Origin of the sequence: Enterococcus sp. FZMF, assembly GCF_030263915.1 — a bacterium.
GTDB classification, from domain to species: domain Bacteria; phylum Bacillota; class Bacilli; order Lactobacillales; family Enterococcaceae; genus Enterococcus_D; species Enterococcus_D casseliflavus.
This window is the reverse complement of the sequence record NZ_CP127160.1, coordinates 2,340,783-2,367,500: the sequence shown is the minus strand read 5'-3', so window position 1 is coordinate 2,367,500 and position 26,718 is coordinate 2,340,783. Positions and strand designations below refer to the sequence as shown.

Here is a 26,718-nt window from a genome sequence, read left to right as displayed (position 1 = left end):
AACTGATATGACTCTTTTAGGAGATGCTATAATACAAGCTTGTTCTCCATTGAGAATCAATTATGAACTATTGGGAAATACCGATAACTTTCTTCATGCACATTTGTTTCCCCGTTATGAATGGGAAACCGACGAAGCGAAAAAAATACCTGTTTGGTTGTACGACAAATCCCATTGGAGTAATCCAGAGTATCACTATTCAGAAAAAAGAGATGGAGAGCGAAGACAAAAGATAGCCTCTTATTTAGAAAATGCCTATCGCTAGTCTAAAGAATCTCCCTGAATCTAGTAACGTCTATAAAAGAACCTCCATGAAGCGATCGCTTCATGGAGGTTCTTTTTCCTTAGATCAATCAACATACTTAAGAACTGCGACTTCTTTTGGCTTCAGAACTACCAACTGTCTGGTTTCTTTGGTTAGAAGGTCTGCTCCAGGGGCTTTCAGCTTCACTTTGGTTGTCTGCTCGGTATGGTTTAAGAAAAAGACAAGTGTATAGCCAGCACCTTTGCGACAGGTAACGGAGACTTCAGTAGGAGCAGCCAAGAAGTGCTGGGCATGAGTCGCTAATTTATGATTTTCCAGAATGGTCGCTAAAAATGTAGTTAGCCCTTCAAGAGACAATTCTGTTCCCACGTAATACGCATACCCATCGTCGATCTGATTCATAGTAATGGCTGGCTTATCGGACAAATAACCGGATTGGAAGGTTGCCAAAGATTCAGCACCATTTAGATGAATGACTTCCTCCCATAGAGAATTGTCGTACCGACGACCTTGGAAGTTAATTTGGTGATGGGAAGCTGCTTTCATTGGGTAAAACTCTTCTACAATGATCCCTAAGGTGTCTCTAAACAGTCCTGGATAGCCCCCAAGATAGACTTGGTCATATTCATTGACGATCCCACTAAAGAAATTTGTCAAGAAGATGCCGCCTTGTCGCACGTAATCATTGATTTTCTTACCGAAGGCTTCTGGTGCTGAATAGAGATTCGGAGCGATCACTAAAGGATAGCCGTCTAGGGATTCGGAAGGATGGACAAAGTCTACGCTCAAATTTAACGCCCTTAGCGCGGCATACAGGCTGCGTAACTGATGAATGTACTTTAAGGTGCTTGGTTTGGCATCCAATTCCAGCGCCCACCAATTTTCCCAGTCAAAGACAACCGCGACATCAGCCAAGAAGCGCGTCCCAACGATATCCGACAGTTGCGAAAATTCGTTGCCTAATTGCGCACATTCACGAAAGATACGGCTTGAATGAGGATCTCCATGAGGCACCATCGCACTATGAAATTTTTCCGCACCGCCACGAGACTGCCGCCATTGGAAGAACATGATGCCATCAGCGCCATGAGCGAGCGCTTCATAACTCCAAAGACGCAGCTGGTTGGGTGTCTTGGCACCATTGATTTGCCGCCAATTAACGGCGCTGGTGGCTTGTTCCATGATCAAAAAAGGTTTTTTCTTTAAACTACGAGTTAGATCGTTAGCAAGAAATTGCGGGTAAGGGATCTTTTCAAAGGGATTCGGGTACGAATTCCAGCTGACTACATCCATTTCGGGTGCCCATTTAAACCCATCCACGTATTTGTGCAAGCCCATCAGATTGGTCATGTAAGGGATGCCTTGTGAATATTTTGCGATCGCCGCCTTTTCGAGTTGGTAGAGCTCCAGATTCATGTCGGAAAGAAAACGGCGATAGTCTAACTTCTGCGCAGGATTTTTGAAGGTCGGCATCGCTTCAGGTAGAAAAATTTCCTCCCAGCTGCCATAGGATTGACTCCAAAACTTGGTTGACCAAGCATCATTCAATCCAGCGATAGTCTGATATTTCTCTGCTAACCATGTCTGAAATCTTTTCCGACAATGATCGCAATAACACTCGTGGATGTGACAGGTATATTCATTATTGATATGCCACATGACCAGCCCTGGATGATTGGCATAACGGTTTGCGACTGCTTCTGACAAATCGGTGGCATATTGACGATAGATAGGGGAAGTCGGACAGTAGTGCTGGCGCGCCCCATGAACCAGTCGATTGCCATGAATGGTCACAGGCAGCATCTCAGGATGTTTTTGAACAAGCCAAGCGGGAGGCGAAGCCGTTCCGTTGGCTAGGTCGATCATGATATTGTTTTCATATAAAAGATCCATCAACCAGTCCAGAAAATCAAAATCATAGGTGGATTCATCTGGCTGCAGATTGACCCAGCCAAAAATATTGATACTTACATAGTTCACACCTGCTTCTTTCATTAAGCGCATATCTTCAAGAATGACTTCTTTAGACCATTGTTCAGGATTGTAGTCGGCACCATAGTAAAGTTGACGTTGCGTTTTCATCCAATCGCTCCTTTATAGACGTTTCTTTAGCATCAAGATACTTGAATCATAGCAAATATTTATCTGTTTGATAGCGGTATCATTTGAAAATCATGAAATGATCCAAAAAAACAAAAATAATTCAAGCTGGTTTCGCAGCTAGGACTATCGTCCATCAGTTCTTTTGCCTTGCTGTTTTTTTAACAAAAATATACAATTGAAAAAGGCGGTAAATTAAAGTATCTAGAATTTATATTCTCAGCTAGTTGTTTTTTTATTGAGGGTTTCTTTTTGCTGAAATGCATGTTTATAACTATATGATCCAAAAAAACTTTGAATCACGAGTAGAAAAAACACGATGAGTCAGAGAAATGAATAATTATGTGATGAGGAATCAAAAAAATGAATGACATAAGTTATTCAACAAAATTGCCAAGAAGGAGAGACAAGTTCATGAACCAGCCAATACAGATTTTTTCTGAGATTGCCCCTTTAAAACGGCTGCTGCTGCATCGTCCAGGCGCAGAATTAGAAAACTTGATGCCGGATTATCTTGATCGATTGTTGTTTGATGATATTCCTTTTTTAACCCAAGCGCAAAAAGAACATGATTTTTTTGCGGATACGTTAAGAAGCAAAGGGGTGGAAGTCCTTTATTTGGAGGATCTAGCTGCTGAAACATTAACAACAACTGGTGCCAAAGAGTCCTTTTTAGAAGACTATTTAGATGAAACAACGATCCTTGATGAAGAGATTCGCAACGAAGTGCGCAACTTTTTCCTGTCGATTAAAGACAATCGCGCCTTTATCGATCATACGATGGCGGGCTTGAAAAAAAGTGAGGTAGAAATTTCAAAAGCCAGTAACTTAACGGCAATTGTTGAAACAGAATATCCTTTCTTGATCGATCCAATGCCAAACTTGTATTTCACGCGAGATCCGTTTGCTACGATTGGTCACAGTGTTTCCTTGAATCGAATGTATTCTGCAACGAGAAGACGGGAAACCCTCTACGGAAAACAAATTTTTACGCACCATCCGATGTTTGCCCGCAATGAGACGAACTTTTTGTATCATCGGGACGAAACGACGCGGATGGAAGGCGGGGATCAGCTGATTTTATCAGATAAAATCGTGGCGATCGGGATCTCTCAACGAACAGAAGTTGCCTCAATTGAAAAAATTGCCGAAACGATTTTTGCCACAGAACCGAGTTTCGAACATATCTTGGCATTTAATATCGGCGAGGAACGAAAATTTATGCATTTAGATACGGTCTTCACGATGGTGGATCATGATAAGTTCACGATCCATCCAGAAATCGAGGGAGAACTTTCGCTGTATTCAATCACTAAACACAAGGACGGTGTGCGAGTATATGAGGAAAAAGATACGTTGGAAAACATTCTTTGCCGTTATTTAGATTTGCCTGAAGTCCACTTGATCCGCTGTGGTGGCGACGATTTAGCAGCGGCAGCTAGAGAGCAATGGAATGATGGGTCTAATACCTTGGCGATTGCACCTGGAGAAGTCGTGGTCTATGACCGCAACACCATTACCAATGGGCTGTTAAAAGAGGCAGGAGTCATTTTGAATGAAATCTCGGGCAGCGAATTGGTTCGCGGACGCGGGGGTCCTCGCTGTATGAGTATGCCGTTTATACGTGAGTAGGACAATTATTTGTTATTTTAAATACTTGCCTTTTCTTTAGAAGCATTTAAGTTAAGAAAAAGACGAGAAAAAAATAAAAGAAAGATTTGAAACATCATTTTGTTTCTAATCTTTCTTTTTTGTCATCATTTAACCCCCAATAAAATGAAAAGGATTTCTTTTTGTGAAAATGTGTAATTTTTGTGACTTTTATATGTAAAGACTATAAAAAAACGCTAGGAACCTTGTTCTATCGCAAAATTTATGTTACGGTTATATTAGAAAACGGAAATAGGTGAAGGTATTTGCCACTTATTGATTTTTGACACCCTACGATCAGCGAATGCCATATGCTTGATTTGTAGTGGTTTTTTTTGCGGAAAAAAAGTGAAAGCAGGTGAGAAAATGACAGTAGATGCCATTCGATTATTACAAGAAGCAGAGCAATTTGCGGAAAATAAAAATAAAGAAGCAGAAACAGAAAAAAAACAATTGGCACAAGCAAGAGAAGAACGGTTGAAGGCGTTTAAAAAAGAGTTGGCAGAAAAAGAAGCCCAACAAAAAGAAGCAATCAACCAAAAAATCGCAGCTGAGTTGGTACAGTCTAAGGAACCACTCTTGGCTAAGACCCAAGCAGAAGTGGAAACACTGCGAACGATCCCTAATGAATTGAAAGAAGAAGCATTAGCAATAATAATAAATAAGGTTGTGACATAAATGGCAATTGCAAAAATGCAAAAGTTCAGTCTGTTGACCTTTTACGATCAGAAAGAAGCTGTTTTAGAGCAGCTGCAAGACTTTCAAGGCGTAGAACTGCTTTCTTCGGAAAAATATTATGATTCTGAAGAAACGACGGGTGTTTTGACACCGGTTCGCGAGGAACAGTCTGAAGAAGAAATGGAGAACCAGTTTGGTCAAGTCAACTGGAGCTTAAATTTTTTAGAAGAATATGTACCCAAAAAAGGAATGCTGGCACAACTGCGGCAACCAATCAAAAAATATACCCTTCAAGAATTGGCTGAAACAGCCCACACCTATCCTTGGCAAGAATTATGCCAAACCCTTCGTAAACAAGACAAACGTCTTCGCTTGATTGATCAAGAAAAACGCGATGTATTAGCACAAGAAGCAGAACTGTCGATCTGGAAGTATTTCAAAGAACGACCAGCTGTTTTAAAAGAATTAAAAAAATCAGGTGGCTTGTTAGGATCGATTCCTACTTCTGAAATGGCTGACTTTACGACCAACAGTGAAAAGCTGCCGCTTGTCTATGTCGAAACCATTTATCAATCACAAACGACAACTTACTTATTGATACTTTTCCATAAAGATGTAAAAGAAAAAGTAACTACTCTTCTAAAGAAAGCAGCCTTCGAGCAATACATCTACCCTTATGAGGGGATTCCAGAAGAAGATCTGCAAACGATGAAAGAAAAATCCCAACGTCTAATTGATGAAGAAAAAGAAATCAAAGCTTCTCTTGGTGCGATGACAAAAGAGCAAGAAACCTTGCGGATCGTTGCCGAGTATTTAGATGGAGCGATCACTCGCTTAAAAAGCAGTAAAATGCTTTTGCGTTCGACTCATGCGGTATCGATTTCTGGCTGGGTTCCTGTTGATGGGGCGGCCGAATTAGAAAAACGTATCAAAAAAGGGACCACGGATAACTATTACCTCGAATACCAAGAAGTGACGGAAAAAGAGCTGGCTGATGTGCCGATTTTATTAGAAAACGCACGTTGGATCAAACCTTTTGAAGGACTTGTTCGGATGTACAGCTTGCCGCAATATGACGAGTTAGATCCGACACCATTTATGGCGCCTTTTTACATGGTGGCATTCGGGATGATGGTTGCCGATTTTGGCTATGGGTTGCTCTTGTTTCTGGCGACATTCCTGGGGAAAAAGCTGTTCCACCTCAGCAAAGGGCTGGAACAAAATTTGACCCTCTTTCAGTTGTGCTCGATCCCTACGATTATTTGGGGCTTGATCTATGGCAACTTCTTTGGATTTGAATTCTCATTCCAACTGTTGTCTGCCCAGGATGATGTCAATCAAATCTTAGTCTTATCCGTGATCTTTGGGTATATTCAGATCATGTTTGGCTTGGCGCTGAAATTCTATATTTTATGGAAGAAAAAAGACCAGAAACTGGCTGCGATGTTCCAAGCCGGTTCGTGGATCGTCTTTTTGATCAGTGTCGTTTTTGTCGCCGCAGGAATGCTGCTTTTCCCTGATACCCCGTTACAAACGATTGGGATCGTAATGATCGCTGCCAGTCTTTTAGCAGTGGCAATCGGAGGCAGTTTAGAAGGAAAAACGTTGGCAGGAAAAATCGGTTCTGGATTGTACGGATTGATGGATGTGACCAATTATGTTGGTGACTTGATCAGTTACACCCGTCTGATGGCGTTAGGGGTTGCCGGCGGAAGTATCGCCTCAGCCTTCAACTTGATCATTAGCTACTTGCCGCCAGCAGCCCGGTTCACCGTCGGTATCTTATTATTTGTGGCGCTACATGGCCTGAATATTTTCTTAAGTTACCTTAGTGCGTATGTTCATGGTATCCGCTTGCAGTATTTAGAGTATTTCGGAAAATTCTTTACGGGGGGCGGACGTGCCTTTGACCCGTTCAAATCAAATGAAAATTATGTAGAGATCATCTCAGAAGAAAAGTTACAGGAGGATAATAATGGAAAATTGGATTAGTTTCTTTTACGAAAATGGTGGAATTGTTTTTGCAGCTTTAGGTGTAGCGACCGCAACGATTTGTGGTGGTATCGGATCAACGATCGGTGTGGGGATGACCAGTGAAGCAGCATCAGGCTTGATCTCAGAGCAGCCAGAGAAATTCGGGCAAGCGTTGATTTTGGAATTGCTTTCTAGTACCCAGGGGCTATACGGCTTTGTAATCTCCTTTATGATTTTTGGTCAGATCAGTGGTTCGATCTCATTCGATCGCGGATTGTATTTGTTTATCGCTTCATTACCGATCGCGTTAACAGCAATTATCGCCGGTAAATGGCAAGGACGTGCCGCAAGTGCTGCGATGCAGATTTTAGCAAAAAAACCAGAACATGTGACCAAAGGAATTATCTTGGTAGCGATGATGGAAACGTATTGTATTTTAGGGTTCGTGATTTCCTTCTTGCTTGTCTTGAATTAAGAGGAGGGAAAAGTGAATGTCTGATATTACACGTTTAACTGACAAAATAACCGCTGATGCGGAAAAGAAATACCAGCTTCAAATCAAAGAAGCACAAAAAGAAAGTGAAAACCAAGAAAATTTAAAACGAGCACAGTTAGAAAAAGAGCTTAATGAACGGTTAGCTTTTTATGAAAAAGAAAAACGTGCTGCGATGTATTTGGAAATCTCAGATGTGCATATCCAATCAAGAAACAAGGTCTTGGCAGCAAAGCAGTCCGTCTTAGATGAGCTGTTTTCTGAGGCTCTGACCCGTTTGAACACGATGGATCAGGCAGCATTTTATACGTTTATCGCGAAAGGCTTGGCGAATGCACGGTTAACTGGTGAGGTCGAGTTGCTTTTAGGCGAGAAGTCCCGTCATTTCGTTGATGAGGAATTCCTTACTAAGTTGCAAGCATCGGTCCCAGAGGTTCAGTTGAAACTGGTAAATAAAACGATCCCTCGCAAGGGTGGCTTTTTGTTGCGACAAGAAGCAATTGAGTTGAATTTTACCTTTGATGCGCTACTAGAAGCCAACAAAGAAGAGTTAAGCAATACGTTACTGCAATTGATTTTTGAACAGTAAGCAGGTGCAAACAGATGAATGACATCAAATATAATACGTTGAATACGAGAATTCGGACGTATGAATCGCAATTATTCGATCGTAGTCGCTATGAGCGAATGCTCTCAGCTGCCAGCGCAGAGGAAATCTATGGGATGCTGCAAGAAACGGTTTATGGTGACTTCATCAATGAAGATGATCGTGTACACGATTTTGAACAAGTCCTGATGGCTGAGTTGAAACGGGTATACGAAACGATGTATCAGTTGACACCAGAAAAAGCGATCGTTGATTTCTTTGCTTTGAAATATGACTATCAAAATCTGAAAGTTTTAGTAAAAGCGGCATATATGCAAGAAGATTTTTCGGCGTATCTCGTCCCAATCGGCACCCAGCCACTTTCCGTCCTTAAAGATCTGGTCAAGACCAGAAAAAGTACTCAGGTCGCGCAAGAGATGGTTGCCTGTGTGGAAGAAGTCTTTTCTTATATTGAGAACTATCATGAAGTCCAGTCCATCGATATCATCTTTGACAACCATTATTGGGAGCAATTATGGACGATCGGTAAAGAATACCAAGACGAGTTGCTGCAAAGCTTGATTCGCCGTCAAATCGATATCTTCAATATTTCAACAACGTTGCGCAGTTACGCGATGAAACGCAAGCGCGGCTTTATCAGCGCAGTTTTAGCCGACCATGGGAATTTACCTGCAAGTGAGTTGTTAGCAGAAATCACGACTTCTCTTGAGGCGTTTGTGGGATACTTGCAAGGAACCCCTTATAAAGAGCTGATCAATCATAGTTATGAAGAATTGGTAGAAAAGAAGACCTTGAATACCTTTGATATACGCAAAGACAATTTTCTAATGGCGAAGCTCAAAGAACAAAAAATCGTGCCTTTTGGGCCGTCAGCATTGGCAGGGTATCTGTATGCCAAGGAAATTGAAAGCAAGAATTTGCGTATTCTCTTGATTGGTAAAATCAATAAGGTGCCAGAAGAGATTTTAAGAAGTCGGGTGCGTGATAGTTATGCATAAAAAAATAGCAATGATGGGTGGTAAGAACTCGATCTTGCCTTTCAAAGGGCTGGGGATCGATATCTTTCCAGTCAGCGATTTGGATGAAGCCGCCCAACAATTAGAAGAGATGGCTGAAGCGTATGGTGTGATCTTTTTGACCGAGCGGTTGATCGAGCAATTAGAACCGATCGTTCGTCGTTACGAAGAAGTACCGACACCAGCGATCATTCCGATTCCAAGTAGTACGGGTAGTTTAGGGATCGGCATGGCACGCATTCAGCAAAATGTGGAAAAAGCGGTAGGAATGAATATATTAGATTCATAACAGACAAGTCAGCCAGCTAGGAGGAATAAATGTGGCATTTGGCACAATTGAAAAAGTATCGGGACCACTGGTCACCGCCTCAGGGTTAAGTGGCGCAAAAATCCACGAAATCTGCAAAGTCAGTGACAAGGGCCTTATCGGTGAGATCATTGAGATCAAAAAAGGGCTGGTTTCGATCCAAGTATACGAAGAAACAGCGGGGATCGGACCAGGCGAGCCCGTAGAAACGACAGGCGCACCATTGTCTGTCGAACTAGCACCAGGTTTGTTGACTCAGATGTTTGATGGGATCCAACGACCATTAGATACATTTATGTCGCAAACAGAGAGTGATTTTTTGGAGCGGGGGGTCACCATCGATCCACTGAATCGCCAAAAGAAATGGACCTTCGTCCCACAAGTACAAGTCGGCGATACTGTACAAGCCGGTGATATTTTAGGTTCAGTACAAGAAACTTCGGTGATCGAGCATAAGATCATGGTGCCACCAAACTATGAAGGAACCGTCAAAGAAATCATGGTGGGAAATTTTGCGATTACTGAAGTGATCTGTGTTTTAGAAACCATCGATGGTGAAAAATCCTTGACGATGGTTCAGAAATGGCCAGTGCGTCAACCGCGGCCAGTTACTGCTAAATTAAATCCAGGCGAACCGCTAGTCACTGGACAGCGAGTCATCGACACCTATTTTCCAGTGGCAAAAGGCGGCTCAGCTGCTGTTCCTGGACCTTTTGGTGCTGGAAAAACAGTCGTTCAGCATCAGATCGCTAAATGGTCAGATGTGGATATCGTGGTCTATGTCGGTTGCGGTGAACGGGGCAACGAAATGCGGGATGTCATGAACGAATTTCCTGAGTTGATCGATCCGAATACCGGCAAGTCGATCATGGAACGAACGGTATTGATCGCCAATACGTCGAATATGCCAGTTGCTGCTCGGGAAGCCTCGATCTATACAGGAATCACGATCGCGGAATATTACCGTGACATGGGCTATAGTGTTGCCATCATGGCAGATTCAACTTCTCGTTGGGCAGAAGCGCTGCGGGAAATGAGTGGGCGCTTGCAAGAGATCCCAGGAGATGAAGGCTATCCGGCTTACCTTGGAAGTCGAATTGCGGAATACTATGAGCGAGCAGGGCGTTTCCATTCATTAGGCACGCAACCTCGGGAAGGAAGCATTACCGCAATTGGTGCGGTTTCACCTGCTGGAGGAGACATCTCAGAACCGGTCACTCAAAATACCCTACGAATCGTGAAAGTCTTTTGGGCATTGGATAGTATGTTGGCGCAAAAGCGGCATTTTCCATCCATCAACTGGATGAATTCCTATTCCCTTTATGAGGATCAAATCAATTCTTATTTGGATCAATTATTAGGTGATCGCTGGTCGGAGCTAGTCAATGAATCCATGGCGATTCTCCAAGAGGAAAGCCGATTAGAAGAAATCGTTCAGCTGGTAGGGATGGACTCTCTTTCCCAGAAAGACCGCTTGACGATGATGACTGCTCGTTCTTTAAGACAAGACTACTTGCAGCAAAACGCTTTCGATGACGTTGATACGTACACTTCCCGCAACAAGCAGTTCAAAATGCTGGAAAACATTCTCTACTTTAATGAACAAGCACAGCGTGCATTGCAGCTAGGTGCTTACTTAGATGAGATCACCAAAGGAACGGTTGATCTGCGTGAGCGCATCGCCCGCAGCAAATACATTCCTGAAGAAGAATTGACTCGCTTGGATACGATCAAGCATGACATCAAAGAAATGTTACAACGAATCATTGAAACTGGAGGTGTTCATTGATGTTAAAAGAATATCGTACAGTTTCCGAAATTGCTGGCCCCTTAATGGTGGTCGAAAATGTTCGAGGCGTGAAATTCGACGAACTCGTTGAGGTCCGCATGGACACAGGCGAGATCCGTCAAGGACAAGTACTGGAAGTCAGTGATGACAATGCTGTTGTCCAAGTCTTTGAAGGTACCAGTAATTTGAGTGCAGAAGAAAGCAAAGCAAGGTTTCTAGGGACTGGTTTGACTCTAGGCGTTTCTCTAGATATGATGGGTCGGGTGTTTGACGGTTTAGGAAAACCAAAAGATAATGGCCCGAGAATCTTGCCAGAAAAACGCATCGATGTAAACGGTGAAGCCATCAATCCGATGGCGCGGGACTTCCCAGATGAATTTATCCAAACGGGGATCTCAACGATCGATCATTTAAATACATTAGTTCGTGGACAAAAACTACCAATCTTTTCTGCGTCTGGTTTGCCTCATAAAGAGATCGCTGCTCAAATCGCACGACAAGCAACAGTACCTAGCCAAGAAGGCAATTTCGCGATCGTCTTCGCAGCAATTGGGATCCCTTTTGAAGAAGCTGAATTTTTCGTGGATGAATTCCGCAAAACCGGTGCGTTAGATCGTTCTGTTTTGTTTATGAACCTTGCCAATGATCCAGCAATCGAACGGATCGCTACACCTAAGATGGCATTGACCGCAGCAGAGTATTTGGCTTTTGAAAAAGGCATGCACGTCTTAGTGATCATGACCGATATGACGAATTACTGTGAAGCGTTGCGAGAAATCTCCGCTGCCCGCCGAGAAGTTCCAGGACGTCGCGGCTATCCAGGGTATCTATACACCAATTTAGCGACGCTGTATGAACGGGCAGGACGTTTGATGGGCAAAGAAGGATCGGTCACACAAATACCGATCTTAACGATGCCAGATGGCGATAAAACCCACCCGATTCCTGATTTGACCGGCTATATCACGGAAGGACAAATTATTTTGTCGCGGGACCTTTACAAGCGCAATATCAACCCGCCAGTGGATATTTTACCAAGTCTTTCACGGTTGAAGGACAAAGGAACGGGAGAAGGTAAGACCCGTGCCGATCATGCGGCAACGATGAATCAAATCTATGCCGCCTATTCCGATGGGAAAGCTGCCAAAGAGCTATCGATCGTTTTAGGGGAGTCTGCCTTATCTGACCTTGATAAAAAGTACGCGCGCTTTGCTGATCTTTTTGAAAAAGAGTACGTCAATCAAGGATTTGAAACCAATCGGACGATTGAAGAAACGTTAGATTTAGGCTGGAAGCTATTAGCTACCTTGCCAAAACAAGAGTTGAGCCGTATCAAAGAAGAATTTATCGACGCCTATTACCCAACGGACGAGGATGTGAGTTCTTAATGGCGATCTTAAATGTCAATCCGACACGGATGGAACTAAGTCGTTTGAAAAAGCGGCTGACGACGGCAACCCGTGGTCACAAATTATTGAAAGACAAGCAAGATGAGCTAGTACGTCAGTTCATTCAGCTAGTAAAGAAAAACCAGGAACTTCGTAAAAAGATGGAGACCGCATTGCAAGCAGGAATGGAAGAGTATGTGCTGGCTTCTAGTAGTATTCCCGATGTCGTTTTGCAAGAAGCCTTTATGATCCCTTTGAATAAAGTGACCTTAGATGTGCAAAGCCGAACCATCATGAATATGGATGTGCCAGTGTTGAACCCTGTTTACGAAGAAGAAAGCTCGGATGATGATTTTTCCTACGGTTTTGTGAGTACCACCAGTGAGCTGGATCTCTCGTTGTCCCATCTGGATCAAATGCTGCCAGTGATGCTGCAGTTGGCCGAGATCGAGAAAACCTGTCAACTGATGGCCAATGAGATCGAACGGACGAGACGAAGAGTCAATGCGTTAGAGTATATGACGATTCCCAAGCTGACAGAAACCATTCAATACATCGAAAGCAATCTGGCAGAAGACGAACGAGCAACATTGACTCGCTTGATGAAGGTAACGGACATCATTGCAGAAAATGAAGCGAAGTAAGGCTTTTGCAAGCAGTGGGATTACAGCAAAAGGCACGTAGAAATGAAGCGACCCCCAAAAGTTAGACCAAAAATCTAACTTTTGGGGGTCGCTATTTGTATGGCAAAATATCCTTTTGAATTAAAACTAAAAATCGTTAAAGAATATCTTAGTGGTGTGGGTGGATATCGGCATCTTGCCAATAAATACGGTATTTCAAGCAAGTCTCAAGTAAGTGATTGGGTGAATGCCTATCGTGAATACGGAGAGGAAGGTCTATTGAGAAAGCATCAAAATCAGAAATATTCTGTTCAATTTAAGTTAAATGCGATAGAGTTATATCAAACAAGTGAGATGTCCTATCGAGAAGTTGCCAGCACTTTAGAAATGAACAACCCTGCGCTTATTGCCAATTGGATGCGTAATTTCAGAGAAGCAGGTATTGAGGGGATCTCAAAAGAGAAAGGGCGATCACTTACTTTGGCTAGAAAAAAAGAGAACAAAAAAGAAAATACAACAACTGAAGAACGCGATCGTATCAAGGCATTAGAAAAGCAAGTCCGATCCCTTCAAATTGAGAATGCCTTTTTAAAAGAGTTGAGGAAGCTGCGAAAACAGGAAGCCCAGCAAAGACGCAAGAATCAATCGCACGAATCATCGCCAGCCTCCGAGGATCATTCAAACTAGTTGAGCTTCTTGAAACATTGAAATTTCCTAAAGCAACCTATATGTATTGGCAGAAACGGTTTGACAGACCAAACCCAGACCAAGAAATTGAAGAAAAAATGATTGAAATTCGCAAGGAGCATAAAGACTATGGCTGTCTGCGACTAAAAAAAGAATTAGAGAATCAAGGGATTCATGTCAATAAAAAGAAGATTCAACGTCTGATAAAAAAACTAGGTATCGAAGTAAAGTCTTACACTCGAAAATCTCGACGGTACAATTCTTATCGTGGGAAGGTTGGCACTGTCGCCAAAAATCGTATTCATCGTCGGTTTTATACAAATATCTGTCACCAAAAAATTACAACTGATACCACAGAGTTTAAGTATTATGAAGTAGACACCACAGGTGTCGTTCGTCAGAAAAAGCTGTATTTAGATCCTTTCATGGATTTCTACAATAGTGAAATTCTATCTTATCGGATTTCTGAAAAACCAAACGCACTAGCCATAATGGAAGGATTAGAAGAAGCAATCCAGATGACAAATGATTGTCCATTTCGTAGAACCTTCCATTCAGATCAAGGATGGGCCTATCAAATGAATGCTTATAAGAATAAATTGAAGCAGCATAAAATCTTCCAGAGTATGTCTCGTAAAGGGAATTGTTTAGATAACTCACCTATGGAAAACTTCTTTGGTTTATTAAAGCAAGAGATTTTTCATGGAGAAGTCTATCGGAGTTTAGATGAATTGAAAACAAAAATTGACCAATATATCTATTATTACAACCATAAACGCATCAAAAAGAAATTAAATTGGCGAAGTCCGGTTCAGTTTCGAGAAGCTGTAAAAACAGCTGTCTAACAGTTAATTTTATCGTACAAAAAAGGAGTGGATTTCTCCACTCCATAAAAGTCTAACTTTTTGGGGTCACTACAAAAGGAGGATTCTTTCTACGTGCCTTTTTTGCTTGTTAAGAGCGTAAGAGCAGTTGGTCATCTTTCAACTCAGCACCACTATTTTGATGGAACATTTCCATCAATTCAGGGACCGTCAAATGCTGCTTTTGCTCACCGGCAATGTCTACGACGATCTTGCCTTGATGAAGCATGATCAGGCGATTGCCATAACGAATGGCATCTTCCATGTCATGAGTGACCATGAAAGCCGTCAACTGTTGGGACCGAATCAACTGATCAGTCAATGCCATGACCGTCAATGAGGTCTTAGGATCAAGGGCTGCGGTGTGTTCATCTAATAAAATCAATTTAGGCTGCTGCAACGTCGCCATCAAGAGGGTGATGGCTTGCCGCTGTCCGCCTGATAGCAAACCGATCTCAGCAGAAAGGCGATTTTCTAAGCCTAAGTTTAGGCTGGCTAACTTCTCTTGGAAAAACGCGCGGTTTTTCGCTTTGACGCCTGTTGCAAATCCGCGGACTTGGCCGCGTTTGTAAGCCAATGCTAAATTTTCTTCAACGGTCAAACGAACCGCGGTCCCCATACGTGGATCTTGAAAGACCCGACTAATATCTTTTGACCGTTTGGTCACGGATAAACGAGTAATGTCTTTCCCATCTAAGGTGATTTTTCCTTGTTCTGTTGGGATCGTTCCTGCGATACTGTTTAAGAGGGTCGATTTTCCAGCACCATTCCCACCGATGATCGTAATAAAATCACCGGTATTCATCGTCAGGTCAATGCCTCGCAAGACATGGTTTTCATTGATCGTTCCTTTTTCAAAGGTTTGGTGTAGATTCTCGATTGTTAAGACTGAAGTCATTAGGATTGGCCTCCTTTGGTTTTTGGCAGCATCTTTTTAAGTCCTAGTTTTGAACGAAGCTGCGGTAAGGAGAGGCAGATGACTAAGACGATTGCAGATGCCAATTTGATATCGTTGGCCTCGACATTGAATTCGAATACGACGGCCAAGATAAAGCGATAAACGATTGCCCCGATCACGATGGTGATCAATCGCAAAAGCAAAGATTTATTGGCAAATAAAACTTCTGCAATAATGATCGATGCTAAACCGATCACGATCGTACCGATCCCTGAGTTCAAATCAGCGAAGCCATTGTTTTGGGCTAAGAGGGCACCAGAGAGGGCGATACAGCCATTAGAGATCATATAGCCGATAATCTTCATGTTATCAGTGTTGATGCCGTTGGCCTCGCTCATAGCTAAATTGTCGCCCGTCGCTCGCAATGCTAAGCCGATCTCTGTACGGAAAAAGAGGAACAAGCACAAAATGACGATTGCCGCGAAGAGAAAGCCTGCAAGAATCACGGCATTGTTTTTGGTCAGTCCCATGGCTTGAAATTGGGTGAAGACCGTGTCTTGCCCCAGCAAGGCGATGTTGGGAGCACCCATCACACGATTTGTGATGGAATACAGTCCAGTCATCGTGATGATCCCCGCCAATAAGGCAGGGATTTTTAGTTTTGTGTGCAGCAGACCAGATACTAAGCCGGCTACCATGCCGCCGCCAAAGCCCATCAGACTCGCTAAAATAGGCGAGAGACCATTCGTAATACTGATTGCTGCGATCCCAGCGCCTAAGGGGAAACTCCCTTCTGCAGTTAAATCAGCGATATCTAAAATACGAAAGGTTAAAAATACACCAATCGCCAGCAATGCCCAAAGGATCCCTTGAGAGGTGGCAGATTGTAGTAAGAGCAAGAATGTGTTGACTAAATTCATATGATTTCCTCAAATCTAAGTTAGTATGGTTATTCTGGTGCAGTGATGCTGGAAGGGTCAATCCCTAAAGCAGCAGCCATCTCTTCATTGACGACTAACTCTAAATTATCCGCTGTTTCAACGGGCGTCGTTGCTGGCTCTGCATCGCCATCCAAAATTTTCGCTGCTAGTTTCCCTGTTTGAATGCCAAGGGATTTATAATCAATACCGTAAGTTGCTAGGGCACCATCATCGACTTGTTCTACGGAACCAGCGACGATCGGTGTTTTGGTTTCTTTGGCCACTTCGCCGACGATTGCAGCAGCAGAGGCAAAGGTATTATCTGTTGGAACATAAATGCCGTCAACATCTTTTGCAAGGCTGGTGGTTACTTGTTGCACATCATTGGTTGTATTGGCGGTCAATACTTTTACATCAACGCCCGCAGCTTTTAAGGCTTCTTCTGCCAAGTCAGCTTGGATTTTTGAGTTGGCTTCACCTGCGTTATACATAATGCCGATCGTTTTGGCATCAGGCACGATGCTTAACAGCAAGTTGATCTGTTGCTCAATCGGCACCATGTCTGAAGTACCGGTGATGTTGCGACCAGGTTCTTCATTTGAATCGGCCAATTTCGCTCCAACTAAATCAGTGACTGCGGTAACTACGATTGGGGTATCGGTGGTTTCATTTGCTAAAGATACAGCAGCAGGGGTGGCAATGCCTAATAAAAGATCTGGTGAGGCATTCACTAGGCGTTCGCTCATACTTTTTAAATTGTCTTGACTGTTTTGCGCATTTTGGTATTCAATCGTTAGGTTTTCACCTTCCGTGTAGCCCGCTTCTGCTAAGCCTTCTTTGAACCCTTCATAGGCTGCATTCAAGGAGCCATGTTCGACCAATTGTAAGACACCGACTGTTTTTGTTCCGTCGTTTTCTTCCGAAGTGTTGCTTGATTCTCCGCAAGCTGCCAATGCCAGTAGGGAAGCTGTCAGTAACCCAGTCGTGATCCATTTTTTCATTTTCATTGTAATTCCTCCTATGATCGTCTCTTTTTTTATGCGGGTTTACCTGAACAAAAAAATCCATTCAGACAATCGTCTAAATGGATTCGATCCTATACCAAGCGTAAACGTCTATTGGCAACCATTTAGAAGATTTTCTACATGGCTGCAAGTTCAAGTTAAAATGCTTTAGCCATCATAGATACAAACAAAACTCGTTTTTGGTTTGCATCCATAATGTGATATGAATACAAACTATCTAAAGTAGCTAAAGTAAAAGGTATTCAGTTGTGGGGATACGGTCGTGTTTAACATAAAAAGTTCCTCCAAACTTGAATTGATTTTAGTATAGACAAAAAAAAGCGGACTGTCAAATGTTTTTCCTGAATTATCTGAAAATTTTTGAATAACATGCAGAAAATGTTTGGAAAACAAGTTTTTTTTCAATCATTTTCAAAGAAAGAAAAAAACTTTGTTCCTTCAAGCTTTTTAGCTAAAAAAGAAGCAAAGTTTTTTTCAGGATCATTCGTTTTCTTCTTTATAATAACGAATGGTATTTTTGATTTCACGAATACTATAAAGCAGATCATCTTCGAAGGATTGATCTTGATCGATATCGATCGTCTCATTGAACAACGCTTCGTATTCAGCGATCGTTAGCTTTTGACGGTCATCGAGCAACGCTTGGTGTGCCGCTTGCGCCAACTGTTTTTCATAGCCGGGTACCAACAAGCCGCTGAAAAATTCAGCAACCGCTCCTGATCCGTAGCTAAATAATCCGATTCGATCATTTGCTTGCAGGCTAGAGGAATTTTCCAATAAAGAGATCAAGCCCAGATACAGTGAACCAGTATACAAGTTGCCGGTACGACGGCTGTAAACGATCGATTCTTCATAGCGAGCCATCAGGCGTTTTTGTTCTGTTTCATCTTCTTCGGCAAAAACAGCCAACAAGGCTTTTTTACCCATTTTTGTATAAGGGATATGGAAGCTCAAAGCCGCATAATCTTTTGCTGTCCGCTGATTTTTTTCGCAATGGGCTTGCCAAACTTGTTTGAAAGAATCGATATAAACGGCATTTGACAAATGACCATCTACCATTGGATATTGATGTCCTACTGGACGCCAAAAATCATAAATATCTTGCGTCAACATCAAATTATCATTTTCAAGCTGCAAAATTGCTGGATCCGCCGAGATCAACATAGCAACAGCGCCCACACCTTGAGTCGGCTCGCCACCAGAAGCTAAGCCATAACGGGCGATATCTGAAGCCACGACCAAAACTTTGCTTTGTGGATTGGCTTGTACATGGGCTTTGCCAAATTGTAAGCCCGCCGTTGCGCCGTAACATGCCTCTTTGATTTCAAAGGACCGTGCAAATGGCTGGATACCTAATAGGCGATGCAAAACCACTGCCGAAGCTTTTGATTCATCGATACCAGATTCTGTTCCGACGATCACCATATCAATTGCTTGTAAATCTTCTTTCGTAAGGATATCTTTTGCCGCGTGCATGGCAAAGGTGACGATATCTTGTGTTTTTTTATTGACCGCCATTTGATCTTGACCGATCCCGATCGTAAATTTATTCGGGTCTACCTCTCGGGCGTGAGCTAGATCAACCATATCTATAAAATAGGGGGGGACAAAAAAATTTATTTTATCAATACCAACGTTCATTCCGTCGCTCCTTTATGTTCTACATACTTAGTAGGCTACACGTTCTAAGGTATCATATTTTTTGAAAAAAATGAAAAAGAATTGATTAGAATTTAAACTTTATTAAAGAAAGTAGAAAAGGGTGCGACAACCGAATGTGGGGTATTCTTTTTTGGAGGATTTAATGATATATTTCAAGAGGAGGTGACGTACGTGGAAGAAGTTGTCATTATCGACGCACTAAGAACGCCAATTGGCAAATACCATGGGTCATTAAAAGAATATACAGCGGTAGAATTAGGAACAGTCGCTGCAAAAGCCTTGTTGGCAAGAAACCAACAAGCAAAAGAACATATCGCACAAGTGATTATCGGAAATGTGCTACAAGCAGGCAGTGGTCAAAATCCAGGACGCCAAGTTTCCTTGCAAAGTGGGCTTTCCTCAGATATTCCAGCCTCAACGATCAACGAAGTATGTGGTTCGGGAATGAAAGCGATTCTAATGGGGATGGAGCAAATTCAATTGAACAAGGCATCCGTCGTATTGACTGGTGGGATTGAAAGTATGACGAATGCGCCGCTCTTTAGTTATTATAACAAGGCGGAAGATCAGTATTCAGCTCCGGTGTCAACAATGATGCATGACGGATTGACAGATGCATTCAGCAGCAAGCCAATGGGACTGACGGCTGAGACGGTAGCAGAAAGATACGGGATCACTCGCAAAGAGCAAGATGAGTTTGCCTACCACTCACAAATGAAAGCTGCCAAAGCGCAAGCAGCAAAGAAATTTGATCAAGAGATCGTGCCGTTGACTGAAAAATCAGCGACCGTTCTTCAGGACGAAGGCATTCGCGCCGCTACGACAGTCGAAAAATTAGCTGAATTAAAAACAGTTTTCAAAAAAGACGGTACGGTGACTGCTGGGAACGCCTCAACCATCAATGATGGGGCGGCCATGGTCTTGATCGCGTCAAAAAGCTATTGTGAAGAGCATCAGATTCCTTATCTGGCAGTGATCAAAGAGATCGTCGAAGTCGGTTTCGCCCCAGAGATCATGGGAATCTCACCAATCAAAGCAATCGATACGTTACTGAAAAAGCAAGCACTGACGATTGAAGATATCGGTATTTTTGAGATCAATGAAGCCTTTGCAGTTTCTTCGATCGTAGTAGAACGTGAACTTGGTTTGGATCCGAAGAAAGTCAACCGTTACGGCGGGGGCATTTCACTGGGACATGCCATTGGAGCGACTGGCGCGCGGATCGCAACGACCGTCGCTTATCAGCTAAAAGACACCCAAGAGCGCTATGGAATCGCCTCTTTGTGTGTCGGTGGCGGATTAGGGCTAGCGATGCTGTTAGAAAATCCTTCGGCGACAGCAAGTCAAACGAATTTTGATGAAGAGTCGTCATCAGAAAAAACAGAAAAAAAAAAGTTCTACGCCCTCGCGCCTAATGAACGATTAGCCTTTCTTGAAGCACAAGGAGCGATCACAGCAGCAGAATCCTTGGTTTTTCAAGAAATGACACTAAACAAGGAAACTGCTAATCACTTGATCGAAAACCAAATCAGTGAAGTAGAGATCCCGTTAGGCGTAGGGCTGAACCTGCAGGTGAATGGCAAAGCATACAATGTCCCGTTAGCCACAGAAGAACCCTCGGTGATCGCAGCGATGAGCAATGGAGCAAAAATGGCTGGGCCCATTACAACGACCAGTCAAGAACGTTTGCTTCGAGGCCAGATCGTCTTTATGGATGTTCAGGATCCGGAAGCGATTTTGGCAAAAGTTGAATCCGAGCAAGCAGCGATCTTTGCAGTGGCGAATGAGACGTATCCTTCCATCGTGAAACGCGGCGGTGGATTGCGAAGAGTGATCGGTCGGAACTTCTCGCCAGCAGAATCTGACTTAGCAACCGCTTATGTGTCGATCGATTTAATGGTTGATGTCAAAGATGCGATGGGCGCCAATATCATCAATTCAATTTTAGAAGGAGTGGCAGAGCTTTTTCGCAAATGGTTCCCAGAAGAAGAAATTCTCTTTAGTATTTTAAGCAATCTCGCTACGGAATCGTTAGTAACAGCCACTTGCTCGGTGCCTTTTGACAAATTGAGCAAGACCGGAAATGTCAGACAAGTTGCCGAAAAAATTGTTCATGCAGCTGATTTTGCCAAGATCGATCCATATCGTGCCGCTACCCATAACAAAGGGATCATGAATGGCGTTGAAGCGCTGATTTTGGCTACCGGAAACGACACTCGCGCCGTTTCTGCCGCTTGTCATGGCTATGCTGCCCGTAATGGCCGCATGCAAGGGTTGACTTCCTGGACTATCATAGAAGACCGTTTGATTGGTAGTATCACACTGCCGTTGGCGATCGCCACAGTCGGGGGTGCCACAAAAATATTGCCAAAAGCCCAAGCGGCGTTGGCATTGACTGGTGTTGAAACGGCGAGTGAGTTAGCTTCGCTGGCGGCAAGTGTCGGGTTGGTTCAGAATCTGGCAGCGTTGCGGGCATTGGTTTCAGAAGGTATCCAGCAAGGCCATATGAGCATGCAAGCCCGTTCATTAGCTATTTCAGTTGGGGCAAAAGGAACCGAGATTGAACAGCTGGCAGCTAAGCTGCGAGCTGCGACTCAAATGAACCAAGAGCAAGCCCGTAAATTTTTAACCGAAATACGCAATTAAAAAAGGTTCTCTAGTTTTTAAAACTTTTTATCCTAAACAATAAATGGAAAGGACGAATCCCCTTACTAAAGGGAGTTCGTCCTTTTTTTATTTTGGAGATAATAATGCAATAGATAAAAAATCTCGCTGTACTTTTGCTGATAGAGGACTTTTTTAATTTGTCGGTTTCAAGCAGCGATTTATCAAAAATAGTTTTACTAGGACAAAAAGAAAAAACAACTATGACAAAAAACGCTTTCAATTATACATCTTTTTACGAAGAATCAAAGCTATAATGATTTCATCAGGAGGGAATCAAATGAATGAACGGATCCGAAGAATTCTCACACGATTGGTAAAAAAACCCGAGACAAAGATGGCAGAGTTAACCACATCACTTTCTTTAACAAGAAGACAGATTAATTATTCCATTAAGCAATTTAATGAGGAGTTACTTGAAAACGGTTTGCCTCAAATCAGGCGTAACCATATGGGAGATTTTATTATTCCTTTAGAAGTGTTACGAATGATTTCTCTTGAACAAAATAAAGAAGATTCTTCTGCCATAGTTACAATTTTCTCTGAATATGAGCGGATTGCCATCATGTTAAGTTATTTATGTACTAATACCGGTTACATTGGGATGGATCATTTTACACAGCTCTTATCGGTAAGTCGCAATACGATTCAAGAAGATTTAAAGAAAGCGAAGCAGTTTGTTAGCAAATACGCCCTGTCCATTCACTATGATCGTCAAAGCGGTTATCAACTGCAAGGATTGGAAAGGAGAATCTTACAACTGCTCTCTGATTTAATTAAGCAGCATTCATTATTTCGTCTTGATGATATTAAAGGAAAATTGGCACCGACTATTCCTGAAGAAGAGGTTGTTCATTTGATACACAACATGGAGCAATTGCTTCATTTAAGGTACTCAGATGAATCTATTGATTATCTGCAATCAGCTGTAAGAATGACCTTGCAACGTGCAACTTCACCTATTGCTTCAAAAGATGAAATGGTACAAATAGAGATTCGAAAAACTCCAGAATATAAAGTTCTGACTATTTTGCTTCAAGATACACCTTGGTCCAGCATGTCTCCTAACTATCTTTCTTGGCTAGCTCTGCTATTTTTGACATCTAATATTTTTGAACGTAAGACGACTCAAGTATTTGATTCAGATAGTGAATTAAGATGTTTGATCAGTGAAATGGTTACAAGTTTTCAAAACCAAACACTAATTATGATTGAAGATAGAGAGGCATTTGAACGTCGGATTTTGGGCCATCTGCGTCCAGCGTGTTTTCGTATAAAATACAATTTGAGCTTGGGCATGTACTCCCTTGATAGCTTAGTTCAAGATAGCAACCATGCAATTTTGAAGGATCTTATGAAGGAGCTGATTGTTCCCACAGAAAACTGGTTAGGCCGAGCGTTTCCAAATGATGAGTTGGCACTTCTATCTTATTACTTTGGTTTTCAATTAATGAGTCCTCGTCAAATAGCAGCGCAATTACCAAGGGCAGTAGTTGTCTGTGCAAATGGGGTCATGGTTTCAAAACTGATGAGAGAAAATTTAAAAAAACTATTTCCCGAGTTGCATTTTTTAGCTTCATTTTCAGTAAGAGATTTTTATAAATTTGGAACGGATTATGACTTGGTTTTTACAACTACTGCATTAAACAGTGAATTACCGCAATTTATTATTGATCCTATCATGACTTATAAGCAGCAGATCAGTCTGCGATACCGTGTGTTAAAAGAGTTAGGATTAAATGAAGTAGACCGCTCAGTTGATGAGTTGTTTTCGGTGATTCGCACATATGCTCAAATAAATGATACGAAGCAACTAAGGGAAGAGTTAGAGTACTTTTTATTGAAGCAAAAGCAAGATTCACCTTTAGAAAATTTTAAAGCGTTACCATCATTGACTGATTATTTGAAACCCGATTTTATAAGAAGAACGTCAGAGAAGCTAACTTGGCAACAAGCAGTGAAATTTGCTTGCGATCCTTTGTTAGAAAATCAGATGATTACAGAGCTGTTTATTCAAGATTGTTTGGATCAAATCGAAGAACAAGGATACGCTGGGTATTTAGGGAGTCAAACGTGTATCCCGCATACAGCACCACAAAATGGCGTGTTAAAAGACGGGATAAGTCTATTGATTGCTGCTGAGCCAATCGCTTTTCCAAACGGTAAAAAAATCCATTTTATTTATCCATTATCGTTTTATGATTTGACGAAACATTTGAAAGCTGTGAATCAGTTAGCAGATATTAGTAATGATTCTACGTTTTTAAATCGTTTGAAGGAAAGCTCAGATACGAAAACAGCTTATCAGCTAATTAGACAAGTGACTTAGGAGGAAAACGATGAAAGTAGAAGATTACCCACGCTTTACAATTATTATGAGGGGTTACACATATGAACAAGCTTATGCAGTTTTAACGGCAATGAGTGGGCTTGAGAAAGAGTTTGCAGTTGAAATCACATTAAACACTTTAGGGGCTATAGAACATATCAACAAGTTAAGCAAATTATTTGGTGAAACTATTCTCATTGGGGCAGGAACAGTAAGAACGTTACCTGACGCCCAAAAAGCCGTCGCAGCTGGGGCTCGTTTTTTATTAGGTCCCCATCGTTTTAAGAAGCAAATAATGGATTTTGCAAGGAAAGAGCAAGTGCTCTCAGTACCAGCGGCAATGAGCCCTTCTGAGATCAATGAGATGTTTACAGATGGAGCGGATATCGTTAAAGTTTTCCCCGCTGCAGTTGTGACACCACGCTTTTTCACAGATGTGCAAGCTCCATTGGGCAAGCTACCTTTGATGGGTGTTGGTGGAATTTCGATTTCTAACGCCAAGGAATATTTTGACCATGGAGCGAGTTATCTTGGTTTAGGTTCCAATCTTTTTCAATCGCAAGACTTGCACGCTGCTGACCCAGCAAAACTAGCGCTATCACTACAGAAATTAGCGACAGAGATTTAAGGAGGAAAACAAATGGAATTGCAACTGAACGAAGAACTAGTATTTCGAAATATAAAAGCAGGCAGTGATAAAGAAGTCCTTGCTTTTTTAGCGAATGAACTATACCAACGAGGCTATGTCAAAGAAGATTATATCGAAGCAATACAGTTACGCGAGTCCGAATATCCAACCGGTTTACCTTCGACACAGCCCGGCGTAGCAATTCCTCATGCAAATTTTGATTTGGTCAATCAAACAACTTTGGCGATTGCAACCTTAGAAACAGCTGTAGGGTTTCGCAATATGGAAGATAATCAAGTCATTTTACCTACTAAAATCGTTATCATGATGGCCATCGGTGAACCGCACGGCCAAGTGGAGATGTTACAAAAGATTGTCAGTATTATTCAAGATGAGCCACTTCGTGAACAAATGACGGCGGCGAATTCGGATCTAAAATTGCTAACATTATTAAAAAAGGCGATAGCCTAAAAAATAGGAGGAAATGAAAATGAAAAGAATTTTAATTGCTTGTGGGAATGGGATTGCGACTTCAACCGTAGTAGCATCAAAAGTGAAGGATTATCTGAATGAACATGGAGTTGAGGCTTCCACAACCCAAACCAAACTGATGGAAGTACCTAGTAAAGTTCAAGACTATGACTTGTTAGTGACAACTGGTCAATTTGAAGGTCAGACTGGTGAAGTTCCTGTGGTAAAGGGAATGCCTATTTTAACGGGAATTGGTTCTGAACAAACTATGGAAGAAATTTTGAATTATTTAAAATAAAAAATTTAAGGAGAAAAAAGAATGAATTATGTAATGAATGTATTCAATTTCTTTATTGACGCTGGTCCTACAGTGATGCTTCCTGTCATTATTACAATTATCGGCATGATTTTCGGTTTGAAAATCTCAAGAGCATTTAAGTCTGGGCTAACACTAGGAATCGGATTTGCAGGGATTCGTCTGATTCTGGATTTTATGACAACCAATGTCGGACCAGCAGCCCGTGCTATGGTAGAGCGGACCGGCGTACAGCTGGATGCCTTGGACGTAGGATGGGGCTCAATCGCGGCAGTTACTTGGGCATCTCCAATTATTGCACTGCTTATATTTGCTATATTGATCGTTAATATCATCTTGTTGGTTCTCAAAAGAACTCAAACGTTGGATGTTGATATTTGGAATTATCATCATATGGCTATTGTTGGTGTAATGGTTTATTTTGTGACTAAGAACGTAGCGTTAGGTGTGGGCGCATCAGTTGTAATGGCAATTGTCACATTTAAAATGTCTGATTGGTCACAGCCTTTGGTTGAAGATTTTTTTGGAATTCCAGGGGTTTCATTACCCACGGTTTCAGCCTTATCTTCTTTAGTAATTGCATGGCCGTTAAACTGGCTTTTAGACCGCATTCCTCTTTTTCGAAATTCCAAGTTTACCATTAAGGATGCACAAAAATATTTGGGCTTCTTTGGGGACTCTATGATTATGGGCGGTGTCATAGGTATCGCAATCGGCTTTTTAGCTGGCTATGATATCACTCAGATTCTTCAATTAGGGGTTAGTATGTCTGCTGTCCTTGTTCTGATACCAAAAATGACCTCTCTTTTTATGGAAGGATTAATGCCTATTTCGGACGCAGCGCAAAAATGGTCTCAAAAGAAATTTAAAGGTCGTCGTTTATTTATTGGACTAGATGCAGCGGTTGTTGTGGGCAATCCAGATGTTATAACAACTGCACTGATTATTATTCCTTTAACAATTGCTATGGCTTTGGTCTTACCCGGAAATCGTGTGTTACCATTTGCCGATTTAGCTGTAGTTCCATTTCGAGTAGCAATGGTTGTTGCATTGACTAGAGGAAACTTGCTGAAAAACATTATTATCGGTTTAGTTGTCACAGCCTCTTTGCTTTGGTGTGGAACAGTCACTTCACCTATTCTAACCGAAATAGCCAAACAGGTAGGGATTGATCTTGGGTCCAGTGCCATGCTTATTTCTTCTTTTGCAGCAACTTCAATGATTCAAAGTTACTTGGTTTTCATTGCATTCACCTATGAACCGATGATTGGTATTCCAGTTCTTCTTCTAGCATTTGGCGGTGTATGGTATTTCTTTGAAGGAATCAAAAAAATTAATCGTGAAGCAGCAATTGAATAAAATATT

The 26,718-nt window shown here is 42.0% G+C and carries 23 protein-coding genes (1 of these 23 cut by a window edge); 18 read left to right on the top strand and 5 right to left on the bottom strand.

The genetic code is table 11. The features are described from left to right. On the top strand, positions 1 to 265 hold the 3' portion of the coding sequence (locus QN079_RS11450; protein ID WP_289229782.1) for an HIT family protein. The gene continues 188 nt to the left of window position 1, outside the view; the window shows 265 of its 453 coding nt (coding positions 189-453); the start codon falls outside the window, past its left edge; its stop codon occupies positions 263 to 265. An 84-nt stretch (positions 266 to 349) separates the two neighbouring features. On the opposite strand, the gene QN079_RS11445 is transcribed toward QN079_RS11450, so the two are convergent. Further along, positions 350 to 2,347 carry a beta-galactosidase gene (locus QN079_RS11445; RefSeq protein WP_289229781.1) on the bottom strand — a complete coding sequence of 666 codons (1,998 nt, stop codon included), beginning with the start codon at positions 2,345 to 2,347 and terminating at the stop codon, positions 350 to 352. Positions 2,348 to 2,779: 432 nt separating this feature from the next. Here QN079_RS11445 and arcA point away from each other — a divergent pair, with 432 nt between their 5' ends. The 11 genes from arcA (at position 2,780) to QN079_RS11390 (ending at position 14,422) form a co-directional block, all read left to right on the top strand. Further along, the gene (gene arcA, locus QN079_RS11440; RefSeq protein ID WP_289229780.1) at positions 2,780 to 3,997 is read left to right on the top strand and encodes an arginine deiminase; all 1,218 of its coding nucleotides are present in this window, start codon (positions 2,780 to 2,782) and stop codon (positions 3,995 to 3,997) included. Between the two features lie 384 nt (positions 3,998 to 4,381). Beyond that, complete coding sequence (locus QN079_RS11435) at positions 4,382 to 4,693, top strand: hypothetical protein (RefSeq protein WP_289229779.1); 312 nt, start codon at positions 4,382 to 4,384, stop codon at positions 4,691 to 4,693. Further along, positions 4,694 to 6,685: a V-type ATP synthase subunit I gene (locus QN079_RS11430; RefSeq protein ID WP_289229778.1), complete on the top strand. Its 1,992-nt coding sequence runs from the start codon at positions 4,694 to 4,696 to the stop codon at positions 6,683 to 6,685. Further along, complete coding sequence (locus QN079_RS11425) at positions 6,669 to 7,142, top strand: V-type ATP synthase subunit K (RefSeq protein WP_005229236.1); 474 nt, start codon at positions 6,669 to 6,671, stop codon at positions 7,140 to 7,142. The genes QN079_RS11430 and QN079_RS11425 overlap by 17 nt, the downstream gene beginning before the upstream one ends. A gap of 16 nt (positions 7,143 to 7,158) precedes the next feature. Further along, positions 7,159 to 7,749, top strand: coding sequence for a V-type ATP synthase subunit E (locus tag QN079_RS11420; RefSeq protein WP_005229237.1), 591 nt, complete (start codon positions 7,159 to 7,161; stop codon positions 7,747 to 7,749). A 14-nt stretch (positions 7,750 to 7,763) separates the two neighbouring features. Then, positions 7,764 to 8,765, top strand: a complete 1,002-nt coding sequence (locus QN079_RS11415; RefSeq protein ID WP_005229238.1) for a V-type ATP synthase subunit C — start codon at positions 7,764 to 7,766, stop codon at positions 8,763 to 8,765. Then, positions 8,758 to 9,072: a V-type ATP synthase subunit F gene (locus tag QN079_RS11410; protein ID WP_005229240.1), complete on the top strand. Its 315-nt coding sequence runs from the start codon at positions 8,758 to 8,760 to the stop codon at positions 9,070 to 9,072. Before QN079_RS11415 ends, QN079_RS11410 begins: the two co-directional genes overlap by 8 nt. Before the next feature lie 31 nt (positions 9,073 to 9,103). Further along, positions 9,104 to 10,879, top strand: coding sequence for a V-type ATP synthase subunit A (locus QN079_RS11405; protein ID WP_010749209.1), 1,776 nt, complete (start codon positions 9,104 to 9,106; stop codon positions 10,877 to 10,879). Continuing rightward, positions 10,879 to 12,267: a V-type ATP synthase subunit B gene (locus QN079_RS11400; RefSeq protein ID WP_005237151.1), complete on the top strand. Its 1,389-nt coding sequence runs from the start codon at positions 10,879 to 10,881 to the stop codon at positions 12,265 to 12,267. The genes QN079_RS11405 and QN079_RS11400 overlap by 1 nt, the downstream gene beginning before the upstream one ends. Continuing rightward, positions 12,267 to 12,911, top strand: a complete 645-nt coding sequence (locus tag QN079_RS11395; RefSeq protein WP_005229243.1) for a V-type ATP synthase subunit D — start codon at positions 12,267 to 12,269, stop codon at positions 12,909 to 12,911. The genes QN079_RS11400 and QN079_RS11395 overlap by 1 nt, the downstream gene beginning before the upstream one ends. 99 nt (positions 12,912 to 13,010) lie before the next feature. Beyond that, positions 13,011 to 14,422 (top strand): IS3 family transposase gene (locus QN079_RS11390; protein ID WP_428206824.1). Its coding sequence is split into 2 segments (ribosomal slippage): positions 13,011 to 13,479 and positions 13,479 to 14,422, totalling 1,413 coding nucleotides; the frame shifts between segments, so codons are not numbered across the junction. A gap of 109 nt (positions 14,423 to 14,531) precedes the next feature. On the opposite strand, the gene QN079_RS11385 is transcribed toward QN079_RS11390, so the two are convergent. From QN079_RS11385 to QN079_RS11370, 4 genes are all read right to left on the bottom strand, one after another. Then, positions 14,532 to 15,338 carry an ABC transporter ATP-binding protein gene (locus tag QN079_RS11385; protein ID WP_015510090.1) on the bottom strand — a complete coding sequence of 269 codons (807 nt, stop codon included), beginning with the start codon at positions 15,336 to 15,338 and terminating at the stop codon, positions 14,532 to 14,534. Next, positions 15,338 to 16,258, bottom strand: coding sequence for an ABC transporter permease (locus tag QN079_RS11380; protein WP_289229777.1), 921 nt, complete (start codon positions 16,256 to 16,258; stop codon positions 15,338 to 15,340). The genes QN079_RS11385 and QN079_RS11380 overlap by 1 nt, the downstream gene beginning before the upstream one ends. A 29-nt stretch (positions 16,259 to 16,287) precedes the next feature. Continuing rightward, positions 16,288 to 17,265, bottom strand: coding sequence for an ABC transporter substrate-binding protein (locus tag QN079_RS11375; protein WP_289229776.1), 978 nt, complete (start codon positions 17,263 to 17,265; stop codon positions 16,288 to 16,290). Between the two features lie 498 nt (positions 17,266 to 17,763). Continuing rightward, positions 17,764 to 18,924 (bottom strand): hydroxymethylglutaryl-CoA synthase, encoded by a 1,161-nt coding sequence (locus QN079_RS11370; protein WP_289229775.1) that lies wholly within the window; start codon positions 18,922 to 18,924, stop codon positions 17,764 to 17,766. 192 nt (positions 18,925 to 19,116) lie between these two features. Between QN079_RS11370 and QN079_RS11365 the strand changes: the two genes are divergently transcribed. From QN079_RS11365 to QN079_RS11340, 6 genes are all read left to right on the top strand, one after another. Then, complete coding sequence (locus tag QN079_RS11365; protein WP_289229774.1) at positions 19,117 to 21,591, top strand: hydroxymethylglutaryl-CoA reductase, degradative; 2,475 nt, start codon at positions 19,117 to 19,119, stop codon at positions 21,589 to 21,591. A gap of 298 nt (positions 21,592 to 21,889) precedes the next feature. Next, positions 21,890 to 23,938 carry a BglG family transcription antiterminator gene (locus QN079_RS11360; RefSeq protein ID WP_289229773.1) on the top strand — a complete coding sequence of 683 codons (2,049 nt, stop codon included), beginning with the start codon at positions 21,890 to 21,892 and terminating at the stop codon, positions 23,936 to 23,938. Positions 23,939 to 23,948: 10 nt separating this feature from the next. Next, positions 23,949 to 24,566, top strand: a complete 618-nt coding sequence (locus QN079_RS11355; RefSeq protein ID WP_289229772.1) for a bifunctional 4-hydroxy-2-oxoglutarate aldolase/2-dehydro-3-deoxy-phosphogluconate aldolase — start codon at positions 23,949 to 23,951, stop codon at positions 24,564 to 24,566. A gap of 12 nt (positions 24,567 to 24,578) precedes the next feature. Next, positions 24,579 to 25,037 carry a PTS sugar transporter subunit IIA gene (locus QN079_RS11350; RefSeq protein WP_005229265.1) on the top strand — a complete coding sequence of 153 codons (459 nt, stop codon included), beginning with the start codon at positions 24,579 to 24,581 and terminating at the stop codon, positions 25,035 to 25,037. Positions 25,038 to 25,056: 19 nt separating this feature from the next. Next, positions 25,057 to 25,335 carry a PTS sugar transporter subunit IIB gene (locus tag QN079_RS11345; protein WP_005229267.1) on the top strand — a complete coding sequence of 93 codons (279 nt, stop codon included), beginning with the start codon at positions 25,057 to 25,059 and terminating at the stop codon, positions 25,333 to 25,335. Between the two features lie 21 nt (positions 25,336 to 25,356). Continuing rightward, positions 25,357 to 26,712 carry a PTS galactitol transporter subunit IIC gene (locus QN079_RS11340; RefSeq protein ID WP_289229771.1) on the top strand — a complete coding sequence of 452 codons (1,356 nt, stop codon included), beginning with the start codon at positions 25,357 to 25,359 and terminating at the stop codon, positions 26,710 to 26,712. Positions 26,713 to 26,718 lie beyond the last annotated feature (6 nt).